Here is a 14257-nt window from a genome sequence, read left to right as displayed (position 1 = left end):
ACCATGCACGCCATCCGCCTCCACGCCTTCGGCCCCGCCGAGAACCTCACCCACGAGGAGATCCCCGACCCCACCCCCGCCCCCGGCCAGGTCCGCATCGCCGTCACCGCGGCCGGCGTGCACCTCCTCGACACCGCGCTGCGCCAGGGCATGACCGGCCCGTACCCCGCCCCCGTCGAGCTGCCCACCGTCCCCGGCCGCGAGGTCGCCGGCACGGTGGACACGCTCGGCGAGGGCACCGACCCCGCCTGGCTCGGCAAGCGCGTCGTCGCCCACCTCGGCATGGCCCCCGGAGGCTACGCCGAGCTCGCCGTCGTCGACGCCGCCCGGCTCCACGAGATCCCGCCCGCCCTCGACGACGCCCAGGCCGTCGCCATGATCGGCACCGGCCGCACCACCCTTGGCATCCTGCAGTTCACCGGCCTCGGCCCGGACAGCGTCGCCGTCGTCACCGCGGCGGCCGGCGGCATCGGCACGCTCCTCGTCCAGTACGCCAAGAACGCCGGCGCCACCGTCATCGGCCTGGCCGGCGGCCCCCACAAGGCCGCCCGCGTCCGGGCCAACGGCGCCGACCTCGCCGTCGACTACAACCGCCCCGACTGGCCCGAGCAGGTCCGCGCACACCTCGGTGACCGGCACGCCACCGTGGTCTTCGACGCCGTCGGCGGCGAAACCGCCCGCGCCGCCGTCGGCCTCCTCGGCAAGGGCGGACAGCACGTCGTCTTCGGCTGGGCGGGCGAGGGCGTGCACGACGGTGAGCCGCTCACCTTCATCGACGACGAGCTCGCCGCCCGCGGCATCACCTCCGTCAACGTCCTGGGCCCGGCCATGCTCCAGAAGGCCGGCGGAGACGTACGCACCCTGGAACTCCGCTCCCTCGCCGAGGCCGCCGCGGGCCGCCTCCGCCCCGCCGTCCAGCGCTTCCCGCTCGCCGAAGCGGCCGCCGCCCACCGCGCCCTGGAGACCCGCGCCACGATGGGCAAGGTGGTCCTGGTCCCCTGACCCCGCCGGGTGAACCGGCGTAACGGAACCGGCGCAGTCCCCGCGTGGGGCAAACCCCCGCGGCACGCGGCTCCCGCACCATCCAAGCCCACCCACCAGGAGGCAAGGATGACCACCAGACCGCCGCTTACGCCGTACGCACTGGGCGCCCTGTCCGCGCTGCTGCTGTGGACCGTCACCGCCGCCCACGCCACCCCCCAGGCCGCCCCGCCGCCGCCCGCCGGCCCGGTCACCCACTGCGCCCCCGGCGGCACCCTCCGCGGCCCGCACGGCCAGTACGCCGACATCGCCCTGTGCGTCACCAACACCGGCACCACCATGACCGTGACGGCCGCCGCCACCTGCCGCCGGGGCACCACCAAAATCCGCCCCGTCTGCCGCACCTCCGGCACCTGGACCGCCCACCGCGCCGACAGCCCCACCACCGAACCCACCGCCACCGGCACGCTCGCCGGCCGCGCCGACTACCCGGGACCCGGCACGTACGACATCGACGCCACCGTTCACGTACGCTCCGAACCGGCCGAGACCGACCTGCGCGGCCACGTGCGCGCCACCGTCACCCTCACCGACGCCAAACCCCGGCCCACCCACCGCATCGACGTCGCCGTGAAACACGGCGCCCTCAAACCCGGCACCTCCACCACCCTCACCTACACCGTCGCCCGCGTCAGCGACCACGGCGACGGCAGCGCCCGCCTCGGCCTCATCGGGGAGGAGGCCACCGGCATCCGGCTCACCTCGTCCGACCCCCGCTGCGTCAACCCGCTCCCCGGCCGCTACCCCTCCACCACCAGGAGCATGTACGCACTCGACTGCGCCCTCACCGACCTCCAGCCCGGCCGGCCCACGACCGTCACCGTCCGCGCCACCCTCAAGGACGCCTGCTCCACCATCGTGTCCAAGCTGGGCTACTGGACGCCCCGGGGACAGGAGAGCACCGGCGGAATGCTCACCGGCCCCACCGTCACCTGCGACCGCGCCTAGTCACGACCCCAGCTCCACCAGCGCCTCGTCGGTCAGCCGGTACACCGTCCACTCGTCCTGCGGCCGCGCGCCCAGCGACTCGTAGAAGTTGATCGACGGGGTGTTCCAGTTCAGGACGGACCACTCCAGCCGCTCGTAGCCCCGCGCCACACAGATCCGCGCCAGCTCCCGCAGCAGCGCCTTCCCGTACCCGCCGCCGCGCAGCTCGGGCCGCACATACAGGTCCTCCAGGTAGATGCCGTGCACCCCGCGCCACGTCGAGAAGTTCAGGAACCACAGCGCGAAGCCCGCGACCTGGCCCTCGTCCGTCTCCGCGATGTGCGCGAACGCCGCGGGCCGCTCACCGAACAGCGCCCTCCGGAACTGCTCCTCGCTCGCCCGCACCTCGTCCAGTGCCTTCTCGTACTCGGCGAGCTCACGGACCATCGCGTACAGGGCGGGTACGTCATCGACAACAGCGCTACGAATCATGACCGCAGCCTAAGAGGCCATCTCATTTGGTTACACCGGTATTCTGTGGGTCCTGGTGGGGATCGTTGAGCGGCTGGTGCCGGACGCGCTGTGGGAGTTGTTCCGGCGGGTGGTGCCGGAGGCGCCGTCGCGGCCGCAAGGTGGTGGCCGGCGGCGGCACGGTGACCGGGAGGTGCTGGCCGCGATCGTGTTCGTGGCCACGTCGGGCTGCACCTGGCAGCAGTTGCCTTCCGCGTCGTTCGGCCCGTCCGGGGCGACGGCCCACCGGCGGTTCTCGGAGTGGTCGAAGGCCAGGGTGTGGGCCAGCTCCACCGCCTGGTCCTCGACGAACTCGGGGCTCATGGCGAGCTGGACTGGTCGCGGTGCGCCATCGACTCGGTGAACATGCGAGCCCTGAAAAGGGGGACCTGACAGGTGAATCCTGTCGACCGGGGCAAGTACGGCTCGAAGATCCACCTGATCACGGAACGCTCCGGTCTGCCCATCTCCGTCGGAATCTCGGGGCCAACCTGCATGACAGCCAGGCCCTGATCCCTCTCGTGAAAGGCATCCCGCCGATCCGCTCGCGCCGTGGCCGACGGCGGCGCAAGCCTGGCAAGCTCCACGCCGACAAGGGCTACGACTACAACCGCCTGCGACGATGGTGACGCGGGCGAGCATTACCCACCGCATCTCCCGCAAGGGAGTTGAGTCCTCACAACGCCTGGGCCGCCACCGCTGGACCGTGGAACGCACGATGGCATGGCTCGCTGGATGCCGCCGCCTCCACCGCCGCTACGAGCGCGAAGCCGACCACTTCCTGGCCTTCACCAGCATCGCCTGCACCCTCATCTGCTACCGCAGACTCGCCAAATGAGATGGCCCCTAAGCGCTTGCTCAGCCCATGTCAGTCGAAGTTACTCATCGGTCACCCGGTCTGTCCAGAGTCCGAGTCTGTGATCCAGCGCCCTTCGGCGGAGTCGTGCACGTACGCCGGCCTTCCCCTGGTCCCGCTCGTGCGGAACGGCTTCCCGCCGTCCGTGATCCGCACCGTCCCCGTACGGCCCCCGGCGCTCCACTCCAGCTCCAGGTACCAGCGGCAGTCGCAGCCCGCCGTCCGCGCGGAGACCAGCAGCTCCTCGGGGTCGGAGGAGGTGACCTTGTACGGGAAGGAGACGGCCGGGATCTTCCGGACCTCGGCGCCGGAGGCGTCAAGGCCGTCGACGGGCCTCGCGAGCGGGCGCGGCCGGTCGAGGTCCACGGCGAAGTGGCGCGGGGTGACGGCGCCGCCACAGCCGTTGGCCATCCGGTACGCGTTCCACGGCAGCGGCGCGGCGCGGTCGACCACGCGCACGTGCAGGGCATGGAGGACGACGGCGTCGGACGGCGACCGGCCCTGGACCGTGATCCGCACCAGCGCCTCCCCGCCGTGCACGGCACCGTGCGTCCCGGCCCACGCCCCGGAGTCGGCCGCGACCGGCGGCGGGGCGACCGCGCGGGGGGCCCGGTCCACGAGGTAGGTGTGCCCGCAGCCGCCCTCCCAGAGCTGGGAACCGATGCTCCAGGTGAAGGGGAGGGGGGCCGCGGTCCGCCCCGGAGCGGTGGAAGCGGGAGCGGGGGCGGAAGCCGTGCGGGTGGGGTGGCCGAGCAGGGCGGCGGCGAGGGCGAGCACGACGAGGGCGACGGCGGCGGCGACGAGGAGGGGAGCGGGGGCGCCACGACGGGGGCGGGCGCGGGGCGCCTCCGGCGCGGACGGGTCCGGGGCGGACGGGTCCGGCGCGGTCGGGTCCGGCGTGGTCGGGTCCGGGGCGGGGCCGGGGCCCGGTTCCGGCGTGGACGGTTCCGGGTTCGATTCCGGCGCGGCCGACACGGCCGGCACAGGCGTGGGCGCGGGCGAGGCCGCTCGGCGGCGGGCGCGGTCCGCCTCCGTCCAGGCCGCCTCCAGGGCCCGCCGTTCCTCCTCGTCCGCCCCGCACAGCAGGGCGAGGCGGTCGACCACGGCGAACTCCTCCGGGACGGTCGCGCCCGAGCAGTAGCGGTGGAGGGTGGACGCGCTGACGCTCAGCCGCCGGCCCAGCGCCTCGTAACTCCTCCCGTCCCGCGCCTTCAGCGCGCGCACGAGCCCCGCGAACTCCTCGACGGCGGCGTCCTTCGGCATTCCATCCCCCTCGACCCTGCGTCCCATCCTTCACGTCCTTGCACGTCAGCGGGGGTGGAATGGTTCCGGGACGGCTGGTGGGCGCGTGATCGTTGCAGCTGGCGGGCGCCGGCCCCACGCTGGTTGAGCACTGACCGAACGAACGACCCGACGGGGGATCCACCACCATGAACAAGCTCCGCACCGCACTCGCCACCGCAGCCGCTGCCGCACTGGGACTCGCGGCCCTGGCCACAGCCCCGGCGCAGGCCGCTGCCCAGCCCGCCTTCCTCGCCGCCTCCCAGATGCCGCCGTCGTCGACGCCGTGGACCGCCACCCAGGTCTTCACCGGCGTCCCGGAGAACGGCGGCGTCCTCTGCGCCCCGTACAAGATCCCGGCGCAGAACACCCGCTACCGCGAGTTCAGCACCGAGCTCGACACCAACGGCGTCCAGGTCACCACCGTCGCCCGTACCGAGGCCGACGCCGTGAAGCTGGTCGACACCCTCCGCGGGGCCCTCGCCGGCTGCGGCCCCCTGCTGGAGCAGCAGAACCCGGGCCTGCAGGCCGTCAGCGCCTCCCACGGCAAGCTCGCCGTCGAGGAGGGCGCTTGGGTCTACAGCCTGGACACCGCCGACCCGCAGATCGGCATCTCCGACATCCACCTGTTCTCCGTCGGCCGCGACGGCCGCACCGTCACCCTCGTCCGCTGGGGCCAGATGGGCGACCTCGAGGACGCCCCGCTGTCCGCCTTCCGCACCACGACGAAGACCGCCGTCAACAAGCTCCACTGACCCGGGGGCTCCCCCGAGGGCTGACCACAGCTCGACAGCGGCGCGGCCGGAACCCGGGCGCGCCGCTGTCGTGCCCACCTGCTCCGCCGGCGGCGACCACTTCCTGGCCTTCACCAGCATCGCCTGCACCCTCATCTGCTACCGCAGACTCGCCAAATGAGATGGTCTCTAAGCACTACCGCCCCAGCAGCATCCGCCCCACCAGTACGCGCTCCCCCTCCAGTACGGTCTCCCCGTCCTCCACGTCCCACAGCGAGTCCTGCAGCACCCGCCCCAGCGTCCAGGCCCTCGCCCGCTCCCGGTCCAGCCCGAGGACCTCCGTCATCAGGTCGAACCGCCACAGCACCTCGTCCGGGTCGAACCGGTTGAACAGCGAGGGCAGCAGCTCGAACCCCGGATCGCCGGCCAGCGGCTTGGGGTCGATCGCCAGCCACGGTTCCCGGTCCGAGGCCAGGACGTTGTCGAAGTGCAGGTCCCAGTGCAGCAGCCGGTCCCCCGGCTCGCCCGCCACCTCCCGTACCGCCGCCGCGCAGTCCCGCAGCAGCCGCCGGTCGTCCTCCTTCTCCAGCGCCTCCACCGCCTCGGGCACGTCGTCGAGCATCTCCGCCGCGATGTCGCCCAGGCTCCGCATCCCGGCGGGCGCGTCCACCGCCACCAGCCGCGCCATCAGCTCGGCGAGGATCCGCGTCGCCTCCCGCGCGTCCTCCACCGCCGACAGGTGCCGCCCCTCGTCCAGCCGCTCCAGCAGCAGCGTCCCGGTCTCCGGATCATCCGCGAGCAGCCGCACCGCGCCCCTGCCGTCCCACGCGCGCAGCGCCGGCGCCTCGCCCTCGCTCTCCTCGTCCAGCAACTGCAGCTTCAGCGCGGCACGGGTACCGTCCCCGGCCACCACCGGCAGCACCAGCGCCGACCACCCGTGCATCACCGGCCCCGTCCGCCGCAGCCCCCACTCCGCCAGGAACCGCTCGGCCCGCCCGGGCAGCGCCGCGATGAACGCCCGGCCCTCCTCGCCGTTGATCTCGCTCTGGACCCGCGCCAGTTCCGCCGGAACCTCGATCACTGAACTCCCCATCCGATAACGTCCCGCCACACGCGTCCACACCCACCACCAGCCAAGGAACCACATGAGCACCGTCAACGGCGGCATATCGTTCTGGTACGCACAGGAAGGCACCCCCGCTCCCCGGGAGCCCCTCCCCGGCGACACCACGGCCGACGTCTGCATCGTCGGCGGCGGCTACACCGGACTGTGGACCGCGTACTACCTGAAGAAGGCCGTTCCCTTCCTCAACATCATCGTCCTGGAAGGGAAGTTCTGCGGCTACGGCGCTTCCGGCCGCAACGGTGGCTGGCTCTACAACGGCATCGCCGGCCGCGACCGCTACGCCAAGGCGCACGGCCACGAGGCCGCCGTACGCCTCCAGCAGGCGATGAACGACACGGTCACCGAAGTCGTCACCACCGCGTCCGAGGAGAAGATCGACGCCGACATCCACCAGGGCGGCGTCCTCGAAGTCGCCTACACGCCCGCCCAGTTGGCCCGCCTCAAGGCGTTCCACTCCGTCGAGGTCGCCTTCGGCGAGACCGACCGCGAGCTGTACGGCGCCCGCGAGACCGCCGACCGCGTCCGCGTCACCGGCGCCGTCGGCTCCACCTGGACCCCGCACGGCGCCCGCGTCCACCCGGCCAAGCTGGTCAAGGGCCTGGCCGCCACCGTGGAAGCCCTCGGCGTCACCATCCACGAATCCACGCCCGTCACCGAGATCAAGCCCAAGCACGCCATCACCCCGTACGGCACGGTCCGCGCCCCCTATGTCCTGCGCTGCACCGAAGGGTTCACCGCGAGCATCAAGGGCCACAAGCGCACCTGGCTCCCCATGAACTCCTCCATGATCGTCACCGAGCCTTTGCCCCAGGACGTATGGGACGACCTCGGCTGGACCGGCCGCGAAACCCTCGGCGACATGGCCCACGCCTACATGTACGCCCAGCGCACCGCCGACGACCGCATCGCGCTGGGCGGCCGAGGCATCCCGTACCGCTACGGGTCGAAGACCGACAACGACGGCCGCACCCAGCCCGCCACCATCGACGCCCTCCGCGAGATCCTCATCCGCCTCTTCCCCAGGCTCGCCGGCACGTCGATCGCCCACGCCTGGTCCGGCGTCCTCGGCGTCCCCCGCGACTGGTGCGCCACCGTCACCCTGGACCGCTCCACCGGCCTCGGCTGGGCCGGCGGCTACGTCGGCTCCGGCGTCGCCACCGCCAACCTCGCCGCCCGCACCCTCCGCGACCTGATCCAGCAGGACTCCGGCCAGTCCGGCCCCACCGACCTCACCACCCTCCCCTGGGTCAACCACAAGGTCCGCCCCTGGGAACCCGAACCCCTCCGCTGGCTCGGCGTGCACACCCTCTACGCCGCCTACCGCACCGCCGACCGCCGCGAAGCCACCACCCACACCCCCACCACCGACCGCGTCGCCACCCTCGCCGACCGCGTCTCCGGCCGCCACTGAGCACACACAGGACACGCAAAAGGCCCCGGACGGATACCGTCCGGGGCCTTGCGCAGGGAGCCGCCTGTCGGAATCGAACCGACGACCTACGGGTTACAAATCCGTTGCTCTGGCCAACTGAGCTAAGGCGGCATCGCGCACGTCAGAGCCGCACGCGAGGGGCGTCCCCACTCTACACAGCACGCGAATCCCAAGACCACGACGTTCCCCACCCGTGACCTCCCGCCCAGGTGTTCGTTGAACGCACTGGAGTGCTGTTCCGTAGATCGAATCGGGGGCAAGGCGATGACGGATGCGGTCGAGGGACCGGTACGGGTCACCGGCGCAGAGGCCAAGCGCGTCAAGCGAGAGGCGCTGGGTATCGCCGACCGGCATGAGCGTCACGGCCGTGCGTCCGGCCCGATGCAGCCGCGCATCAGAGGATGCGATACCCGGCAGCGGGCCTACCGATTCCGTTTCTATCCGTCACCTGAACAGGCCCAACAGCTGGAGCAGACGTTCGGAGCCTGCCGCTGGGTCTACAACCAGGGCTTGGCCCTGCGCTCAGAGGCCTGGAAGAGCCACCGCGTATCGCTCGGGTTCGCGGAAACCTGCCGCGCTCTCACTGGCTGGCGCCGGGCCGAGGCCACGTCGTGGCTGCAGGCGATCTCCTCGACGGTCCTCCAGCAGGCCCTGCGCCACCTGGACGGGGCATTCCAGCGGTTCTTCCGGAAGACCGCGAAGTACCCGAGTTTCAAAAGGAAGCGGACGAGACAGGACTCGGCAACCTATGTTCGTACGGGCTTTCGCTGGCTTGAGGATCCGGAGCGGCCGGGGACCGGCCTGGTGACGCTGGCCAAGCAGACGGCTCCGCTCGATGTGCGATGGTCCAGGGCACTGCCCGCCGGTGTGGTGCCGGTGAGGTTGAGCGTGACCAGAGACCGGGCAGGGCGGTATTTCCTGTCGATGCTGGTGGAGGAGCGGATCACGCCCCTACCTGCCGCCTTTGCGCCGGGCTCGCGGGCGCCGAAGGCCGTGGGGCTGGATCTGGGGCTGGCTGCTCTGGTGACGCTGGACGACGGCAGGAAGCTGGAGCATCCCCGTCTTTTGAAGAAGTACGCGAAGCAGCTCGCCGATCTCCAGCGGCAGCTCCACCGGAAGGAGAAGAGTTCGAAGAACCGAGGGAGGGTCCGGCAGCGGATCGCCCAGCTGTACGCGCTCATCAGCGATGTCCGGAGGGACATGTTGGACCAGTTCACCACCCGCCTCGTGCGCGAGAACCACGTGCTCGTGGTGGAGAAGCTGCCCATCTCCAACCTGATGCGTCCAGCGGTCGGCAAGGGACGGAGGCGGAAGGCCAAGTTGAATCAGGCCATCCGGGATGCGGCGTGGGGTGAGCTGCTGAGGCAGCTCCGTTACAAGTGCGAGTGGTACGGGCGGACGCTGGTGGTCGTGGACCGGTTCTTCCCGTCTACGCGGCGTTGCTCGGCCTGTCTTGTGAAGGGGCCGCGTCTGGATGTGTCGGTGCGAGAGTGGACCTGCCGGGAGTGCGGTGTCGTGCACGACCGTGATGTGAATGCGGCCGTGAACCTCCGGGACGAGGGGATGCGGCTGTACTGGTTGGCGGCTGCCGCGCTTCCCCCAGGTAGGACGCCGCCGTCGGTGATCAAGGCCTCTGAGCTGAAGCAGTACGCGCCGGTCGCGTGAGCTGAAGTGAGGCACGGACCGACGGGCCGTCGGCCGTCATGCCTGTGGAGCCTGCGTAAGACCGGCCGGACGTGGCCTTCAGGGCCATGGTCGGGCGGCCATGGGTGATGAAGCAGGAAGTGCTGCCCGCGAGGGCTGCAACGCGTTGCCGCGTGCACGCTCGGTCAAAAGATTGGTGCTCTGCCACCAACGCCCCACCACCACCAAGATTTCCTTCCGTCATCTACTGACAGACCGCATATCGCCAGGTAGCGTCACCCCAGGTTCACTCGCGTGGACCAGACCACTTCCATTCCTTTACTCGGATCGTCCGGCACGTTCCTGCCGGTGAAGGGACTGCATCACCATGGCTTCTGTCACGTTCGACAAAGCGACCCGGATCTACCCGGGTGGCACCAAGCCCGCCGTCGACCAGCTCGAGATCGAGATCGCCGACGGCGAGTTCCTCGTCCTCGTCGGCCCGTCCGGCTGCGGCAAGTCGACCTCCCTGCGCATGCTCGCCGGTCTGGAGGACGTCAACGGCGGCGCCATCCGCATCGGTGACCGCGACGTCACGCACCTGCCGCCGAAGGACCGGGACATCGCCATGGTGTTCCAGAACTACGCGCTGTACCCGCACATGACCGTCGCCGACAACATGGGCTTCGCGCTCAAGATCGCCGGCGTCAACAAGGCGGAGATCCGCAAGAAGGTCGAGGAGGCGGCGAAGATCCTCGACCTGACCGAGTACCTGGACCGCAAGCCGAAGGCCCTTTCCGGCGGTCAGCGGCAGCGTGTGGCCATGGGCCGCGCCATCGTGCGTGAGCCGCAGGTCTTCCTCATGGACGAGCCGCTGTCGAACCTCGACGCCAAGCTGCGCGTGTCGACGCGTACGCAGATCGCGTCGCTCCAGCGCCGGCTCGGCATCACCACGGTGTACGTCACGCACGACCAGGTCGAGGCCCTCACCATGGGCGACCGGGTCGCGGTCCTGAAGGACGGGCTGCTCCAGCAGGTCGACACGCCGCGCAACATGTACGACCGCCCGAACAACCTCTTCGTCGCCGGCTTCATCGGCTCCCCGGCCATGAACCTGGTCGAGGTCCCGATCACCGACGGTGGCGTCAAGTTCGGCAACAGCGTCGTGCCGGTGTCGCGCGACGCGCTGTCCGCCGCCGCCGACAAGGGCGACACCACCGTGACGGTCGGCGTCCGCCCCGAGCACTTCGACGTGGCGGGGGCGGAGAGCGACCAGGGTCTGGCCGTGTCGGTCAACGTGGTCGAGGAGCTCGGCGCCGACGGGTACGTGTACGGCTCCGCCCGCGTCGGCGGCGAGGACAAGGACCTGGTGGTCCGGGTCGGCGGCCGCGCCATCCCGGAGAAGGGCTCCGTGCTGCACGTCGTGCCGCGCCCGGAGGAGATCCACGTGTTCTCGACCTCGACGGGTGAGCGTCTCAGCGACTGACGCCGCAAAACGCCCGCACGGCCCCGTACTTCGGTGCGGGGCCGTCGCGCGTGGGGCGCCGGGATGTCGACAAATACCCCGGCACACGGGTCAATTCGGACCCTGTTCGTCAACGCCTGATTCGAAAAGGAGCATCGAACCATCCCCCGTGGGGGTGACTAAATGTCTCCAAATCATCACTGGCCGCTACGCTCACGTCCGTGACCCACACCGCACGCCGAATCGGCCGCTCTCTCGCCCTCGTCCTGCCCGTCGTCCTGGTGCTCTCCGGAACTCTCGCGGTCACCAGCGTCCCGTGGGCAGGCAGCAGCTCCCAGACCCAGATGCTCACCGCGTCCTCGGAGAACGTCTCGGTACGGGCCAAGCCCCGTGCCCCGCAGGATATTCTCCGCGACAAGCTCCTCGCGGAGCTTCAGGAGAAGGACCCGGGTGTCGCCCTCACGCACCTCCAGCGTGCGGTGGAGGAACGCCCCTCGCTGGCCGGCCACTGCATGTCGATCGCCCGCGCGCTCGGCAAGGCCGCCGTCCAGCACTACGGTCCCGTACGCGCCCAGACGTTCTCCAGGCCCGTGTGCGACACGTCGTACGCCACCGGCGTCGCTCACGCGAGCTGAGGCGTATCGCCCGCACCGAGGTGCGCCTATCGTGCGCGGTATGCACACCTCTCCGACGCAGGCCGTGGTCCTGGCGGGCGGCCAGGGTTCGCGACTGCGCCCGTACACCGATGACCGCCCCAAGCCGATGGTCGAGATCCCGGGAACCGGGACCCCGATCATCGGCCATCAGCTTTCCTGGCTCGCCGCCGAGGGCGTGACCGACGCCGTCGTCTCCTGCGGCCACCTCGCCGAGGTGCTCCAGCAGTGGCTGGCGACGGCCGAACTGCCCTTGCGCGTCACCACCGTTGTGGAGCCCGAGCCGCTGGGCCGCGGCGGTGGCCTCAAGTACGCGGCCGCGCGCCTGCCGCACCCCGAAGAGCCGTGGTACGCCACGAACGGTGACATCTGGACCCGTTTCTCGCTGCGCGAGATGGCCGCGTTCCACGCCGAGCGCGATGCCGTGGCGACACTCGCCCTGGCCCGTCCCCGTATCCCCTGGGGGGCCGTCGAGACGGACACCTTCGGGCACATCACCGACTTCATCGAGTCGCCGCCGTCGCCCTATCTCATCAACGCGGGCGTGTACGTCTTCTCCCCGGCCTTCACGGGCGCGTTGCCCGACCGCGGGGACCACGAGCGCACCACGTTCCCCCGACTGGCCCGTGAGCGGCGCCTGGCGGGCTTTCCGCTGCCGCAGGGGGCGTACTGGAGGGCGATCGACACGGCGAAGGACCTCCAGGAGGCGGCGAAGGAGCTGGCCGGCTCCTAGACATGGAGGGGCGGTCGCCGTGTGCACGGTGACCGCCCCTCGTCGTGTTCTGTACGTCAGCCGAGCAGGCCGCCGATCGGGTTCCGGTTGCCGCCGGTGGACGAGCCGCCGTCGTTGCCGCCCGAGCCGCTGCCGCCGCCCGTACCGCCGTCGTCGCCACCGTCGCCGCCGCCGGTGCCGCCACCGCTGCCGCCCGTGGAGGTCGGGCCGGCGCTGGTGGTCGGCGGGGGCACGGGCTCGGACTGCTCCGGCGGCTGCTGGCCGGTGCCCTGGGAGGCGGTGGGCCGCTCCTCCTCGGTGCGCTCGGCCTCGCTCGCCGTCTGGGACGGGGAGGACGCCTGCTCCTCGGCCGTGGGGCCGGCGGACGCGGACGCCGAGGGCTCGGGGCGGCGGGAGGGCTCGCGGGCCGACGGGGACTGCTCGCCCGGCTCCTCGGGGAGCGGCCGGCCGGGCAGGTGGTTGGTGGGGTCGTCGTTCGGGCCGGGGACGGTGACCATCTCGGTGGACCGTACGGCGCCGCCGAGCACCGAGCCGATGAGCAGGGTCAGGCCGACCACGACGGTGGCGACGAGCACGCCGCGCCGCAGTACCCGGCGGCGCAGGTCCCACAGCGCGGAGCGGGGCCCGAGGGTGCGCCAGGCCTCGCCGGCGAGGCGTCCGTCGATGGAGTAGACGGGCGCGCCGGCGATGATCAGCGGCGACCAGGCGGCGAGGTAGATGATGTCGGGCGCGTCGTAGACGGGGACGGTCTTCCAGCTGACGGTGAGGATCAGCGCGGCGGACAGCAGGGCGCCGAAGACGGCGGCGACGCGCTGCCAGAGTCCCAGCACGGTGAGGACGCCCACGATGACCTGCGCGAAGGCGACGGTGAGGCCGGCGCCGACGGGGTGGGCGAGCGCGAAGTCGCGCAGCGGTTCGGCGAGGGCCCAGGGGTGGAGGGAGTTGAGCCACTTGACCATGGAGCCGCGTTCGCCGCCGTCGAAGTAGACGGGGTCGCAGAGCTTGCCCATGCCGGCGTAGATGGAGATGAAGCCGAGGAACACGCGCAGCGGCAGCAGGACGACGCCGAGGTTCATCCGGCGGCCGGGGTAGTACGCGTGCCGGTGGGCGGGCCCGGTGTACGCCCCGTCCGCGTAGCGGCCGTCCTCGCGGCCGTCGTCGCGGCCGTCGTCGCGGTCCGTCTCGCGGCCGTCCTCGCGGTCGGTCTCGTAGGAGTCCGCGTACGTGTCGGCGTACGCGCCGGGGCGGTGCTCGTCGTCGGGCTGCTCGTCGTAGGCGCCGACCGCGCGGCGCATGGGCGGCAGGAGGGGCGGGGCGACGGGGGTGGGCATAGTGTCGTCGGAGAGGTCGACACGCGGGATGACCTGGGTGGCGCCGGCGTCGAGCGTGTCGACGGCCGTCGATTCCCGCACGGCCTGGAGGAGCCCGGTCGCGCCGGGGTCGCCGGGCGAGGACTTGCCGCTCCACACGACGGGCGCGCGCCGCCGCGCCACCGCGCCGGTGCCGGCACCACTCATGGCGGGCACGCGGGCGGTGTCGGCCAACCGGGGCTTGTTCACCGGGGCGAGCTGCACACGGAAACTGGCGTGGTTCACGATGACCTGCGCGGGATCGCAATCCACCTTGACCATGCTCAGCGCAGGCTGATCGTCGAAACCGGGCCGGGGCGTTCTGGTGTCCACACTCATCTAACCGAGTGACGCGGGTTTAGGACACTGCCTTGACGCGTGGGAAATGTCCGAGACCCGTCAAGATCATAACGGGCCCGCACGGTCGGACACGTGTGCCATCAGGCGCGGCACGAAGCCGCCGGCGCACCTCGCGGATCGCGGCCCCGGCGGCGGCCGGGGACACCGGCCCCCACGCACCGGAGGCG

General features: G+C 71.5%; 12 protein-coding genes, 1 tRNA gene and 1 pseudogene. 9 read left to right on the top strand and 5 right to left on the bottom strand.

Features of this window, described 5'->3' with window-relative positions; translation table 11 throughout:
- Nucleotides 1–3: 3 nt before the first annotated feature.
- Complete coding sequence (locus tag AMK26_RS26115) at nucleotides 4–1002, top strand: zinc-binding dehydrogenase (RefSeq protein WP_073757213.1); 999 nt, start codon at nucleotides 4–6, stop codon at nucleotides 1000–1002.
- Nucleotides 1003–1110: 108 nt separating this feature from the next.
- Entirely contained in the window at nucleotides 1111–1989 is an 879-nt protein-coding gene (locus AMK26_RS26110; RefSeq protein WP_079277823.1) for a hypothetical protein, read from the top strand.
- Here AMK26_RS26110 and AMK26_RS26105 read toward each other — a convergent pair whose 3' ends face one another.
- Nucleotides 1990–2460 carry a GNAT family N-acetyltransferase gene (locus tag AMK26_RS26105; RefSeq protein WP_073757212.1) on the bottom strand — a complete coding sequence of 157 codons (471 nt, stop codon included), beginning with the start codon at nucleotides 2458–2460 and terminating at the stop codon, nucleotides 1990–1992.
- A 61-nt stretch (nucleotides 2461–2521) separates the two neighbouring features.
- Between AMK26_RS26105 and AMK26_RS38750 the strand changes: the two are divergent.
- A pseudogene (locus tag AMK26_RS38750) lies at nucleotides 2522–3316 on the top strand (IS5 family transposase).
- 51 nt (nucleotides 3317–3367) lie between these two features.
- Here AMK26_RS38750 and AMK26_RS26090 read toward each other — a convergent pair.
- The gene (locus AMK26_RS26090; protein ID WP_073757211.1) at nucleotides 3368–4597 is read right to left on the bottom strand and encodes a helix-turn-helix domain-containing protein; all 1230 of its coding nucleotides are present in this window, start codon (nucleotides 4595–4597) and stop codon (nucleotides 3368–3370) included.
- 167 nt (nucleotides 4598–4764) lie between these two features.
- On the opposite strand from AMK26_RS26090, the gene AMK26_RS26085 reads away from it, so the two are divergent.
- A complete protein-coding gene (locus AMK26_RS26085) occupies nucleotides 4765–5370 on the top strand; it encodes a hypothetical protein (protein ID WP_073757210.1) in 606 nt (201 codons plus the stop codon).
- Between the two features lie 175 nt (nucleotides 5371–5545).
- Here the strand turns inward: AMK26_RS26085 and AMK26_RS26080 are convergent, their stop codons facing one another.
- Nucleotides 5546–6442, bottom strand: a complete 897-nt coding sequence (locus AMK26_RS26080; RefSeq protein ID WP_073757209.1) for an aminoglycoside phosphotransferase family protein — start codon at nucleotides 6440–6442, stop codon at nucleotides 5546–5548.
- A gap of 52 nt (nucleotides 6443–6494) precedes the next feature.
- Between AMK26_RS26080 and AMK26_RS26075 the strand changes: the two genes are divergently transcribed.
- Nucleotides 6495–7886 carry an NAD(P)/FAD-dependent oxidoreductase gene (locus AMK26_RS26075; RefSeq protein WP_073757208.1) on the top strand — a complete coding sequence of 464 codons (1392 nt, stop codon included), beginning with the start codon at nucleotides 6495–6497 and terminating at the stop codon, nucleotides 7884–7886.
- Nucleotides 7887–7944: 58 nt separating this feature from the next.
- Here the strand turns inward: AMK26_RS26075 and AMK26_RS26070 are convergent.
- A tRNA-Thr gene (locus tag AMK26_RS26070) sits at nucleotides 7945–8018 on the bottom strand.
- Nucleotides 8019–8171: 153 nt separating this feature from the next.
- Here AMK26_RS26070 and AMK26_RS26065 point away from each other — a divergent pair.
- The 4 genes from AMK26_RS26065 to AMK26_RS26050 all read left to right on the top strand — a co-directional run bounded on the left by AMK26_RS26065 (nucleotide 8172) and on the right by AMK26_RS26050 (nucleotide 12381).
- Nucleotides 8172–9572, top strand: coding sequence for an RNA-guided endonuclease InsQ/TnpB family protein (locus tag AMK26_RS26065; protein WP_073757207.1), 1401 nt, complete (start codon nucleotides 8172–8174; stop codon nucleotides 9570–9572).
- Between the two features lie 346 nt (nucleotides 9573–9918).
- On the top strand, nucleotides 9919–11016 hold the full coding sequence (locus AMK26_RS26060) for an ABC transporter ATP-binding protein (RefSeq protein WP_073757206.1): 1098 nt from the start codon (nucleotides 9919–9921) through the stop codon (nucleotides 11014–11016).
- A gap of 200 nt (nucleotides 11017–11216) precedes the next feature.
- Nucleotides 11217–11630, top strand: a complete 414-nt coding sequence (locus AMK26_RS26055) for a hypothetical protein (protein ID WP_073757205.1) — start codon at nucleotides 11217–11219, stop codon at nucleotides 11628–11630.
- A gap of 40 nt (nucleotides 11631–11670) precedes the next feature.
- On the top strand, nucleotides 11671–12381 hold the full coding sequence (locus AMK26_RS26050; protein ID WP_073757204.1) for a nucleotidyltransferase family protein: 711 nt from the start codon (nucleotides 11671–11673) through the stop codon (nucleotides 12379–12381).
- Between the two features lie 56 nt (nucleotides 12382–12437).
- Here the strand turns inward: AMK26_RS26050 and AMK26_RS26045 are convergent, their stop codons facing one another.
- A complete protein-coding gene (locus tag AMK26_RS26045; RefSeq protein ID WP_073757203.1) occupies nucleotides 12438–14069 on the bottom strand; it encodes a DoxX family protein in 1632 nt (543 codons plus the stop codon).
- Nucleotides 14070–14257 lie beyond the last annotated feature (188 nt).

The sequence above is a fragment of the Streptomyces sp. CB03234 genome, from assembly GCF_001905885.1.
Taxonomy (GTDB): Bacteria; Actinomycetota; Actinomycetes; order Streptomycetales; family Streptomycetaceae; genus Streptomyces.
This window is presented reverse-complemented; position numbering and strand designations above follow the sequence as displayed.

Coding starts and splice junctions, on each gene's coding strand:
- AMK26_RS26075 (WP_073757208.1), top strand. CDS start 6,495: ATGAGCACCGTCAACGGCGGCATATCGTTCTGGTACGCACAGGAAGGC.
- AMK26_RS26065 (WP_073757207.1), top strand. CDS start 8,172: ATGACGGATGCGGTCGAGGGACCGGTACGGGTCACCGGCGCAGAGGCC.
- AMK26_RS26080 (WP_073757209.1), bottom strand. CDS start 6,442: ATGGGGAGTTCAGTGATCGAGGTTCCGGCGGAACTGGCGCGGGTCCAG.
- AMK26_RS26045 (WP_073757203.1), bottom strand. CDS start 14,069: ATGAGTGTGGACACCAGAACGCCCCGGCCCGGTTTCGACGATCAGCCT.
- AMK26_RS26105 (WP_073757212.1), bottom strand. CDS start 2,460: ATGATTCGTAGCGCTGTTGTCGATGACGTACCCGCCCTGTACGCGATG.
- AMK26_RS26090 (WP_073757211.1), bottom strand. CDS start 4,597: ATGCCGAAGGACGCCGCCGTCGAGGAGTTCGCGGGGCTCGTGCGCGCG.
- AMK26_RS26085 (WP_073757210.1), top strand. CDS start 4,765: ATGAACAAGCTCCGCACCGCACTCGCCACCGCAGCCGCTGCCGCACTG.
- AMK26_RS26115 (WP_073757213.1), top strand. CDS start 4: ATGCACGCCATCCGCCTCCACGCCTTCGGCCCCGCCGAGAACCTCACC.
- AMK26_RS26050 (WP_073757204.1), top strand. CDS start 11,671: ATGCACACCTCTCCGACGCAGGCCGTGGTCCTGGCGGGCGGCCAGGGT.
- AMK26_RS26060 (WP_073757206.1), top strand. CDS start 9,919: ATGGCTTCTGTCACGTTCGACAAAGCGACCCGGATCTACCCGGGTGGC.
- AMK26_RS26110 (WP_079277823.1), top strand. CDS start 1,111: ATGACCACCAGACCGCCGCTTACGCCGTACGCACTGGGCGCCCTGTCC.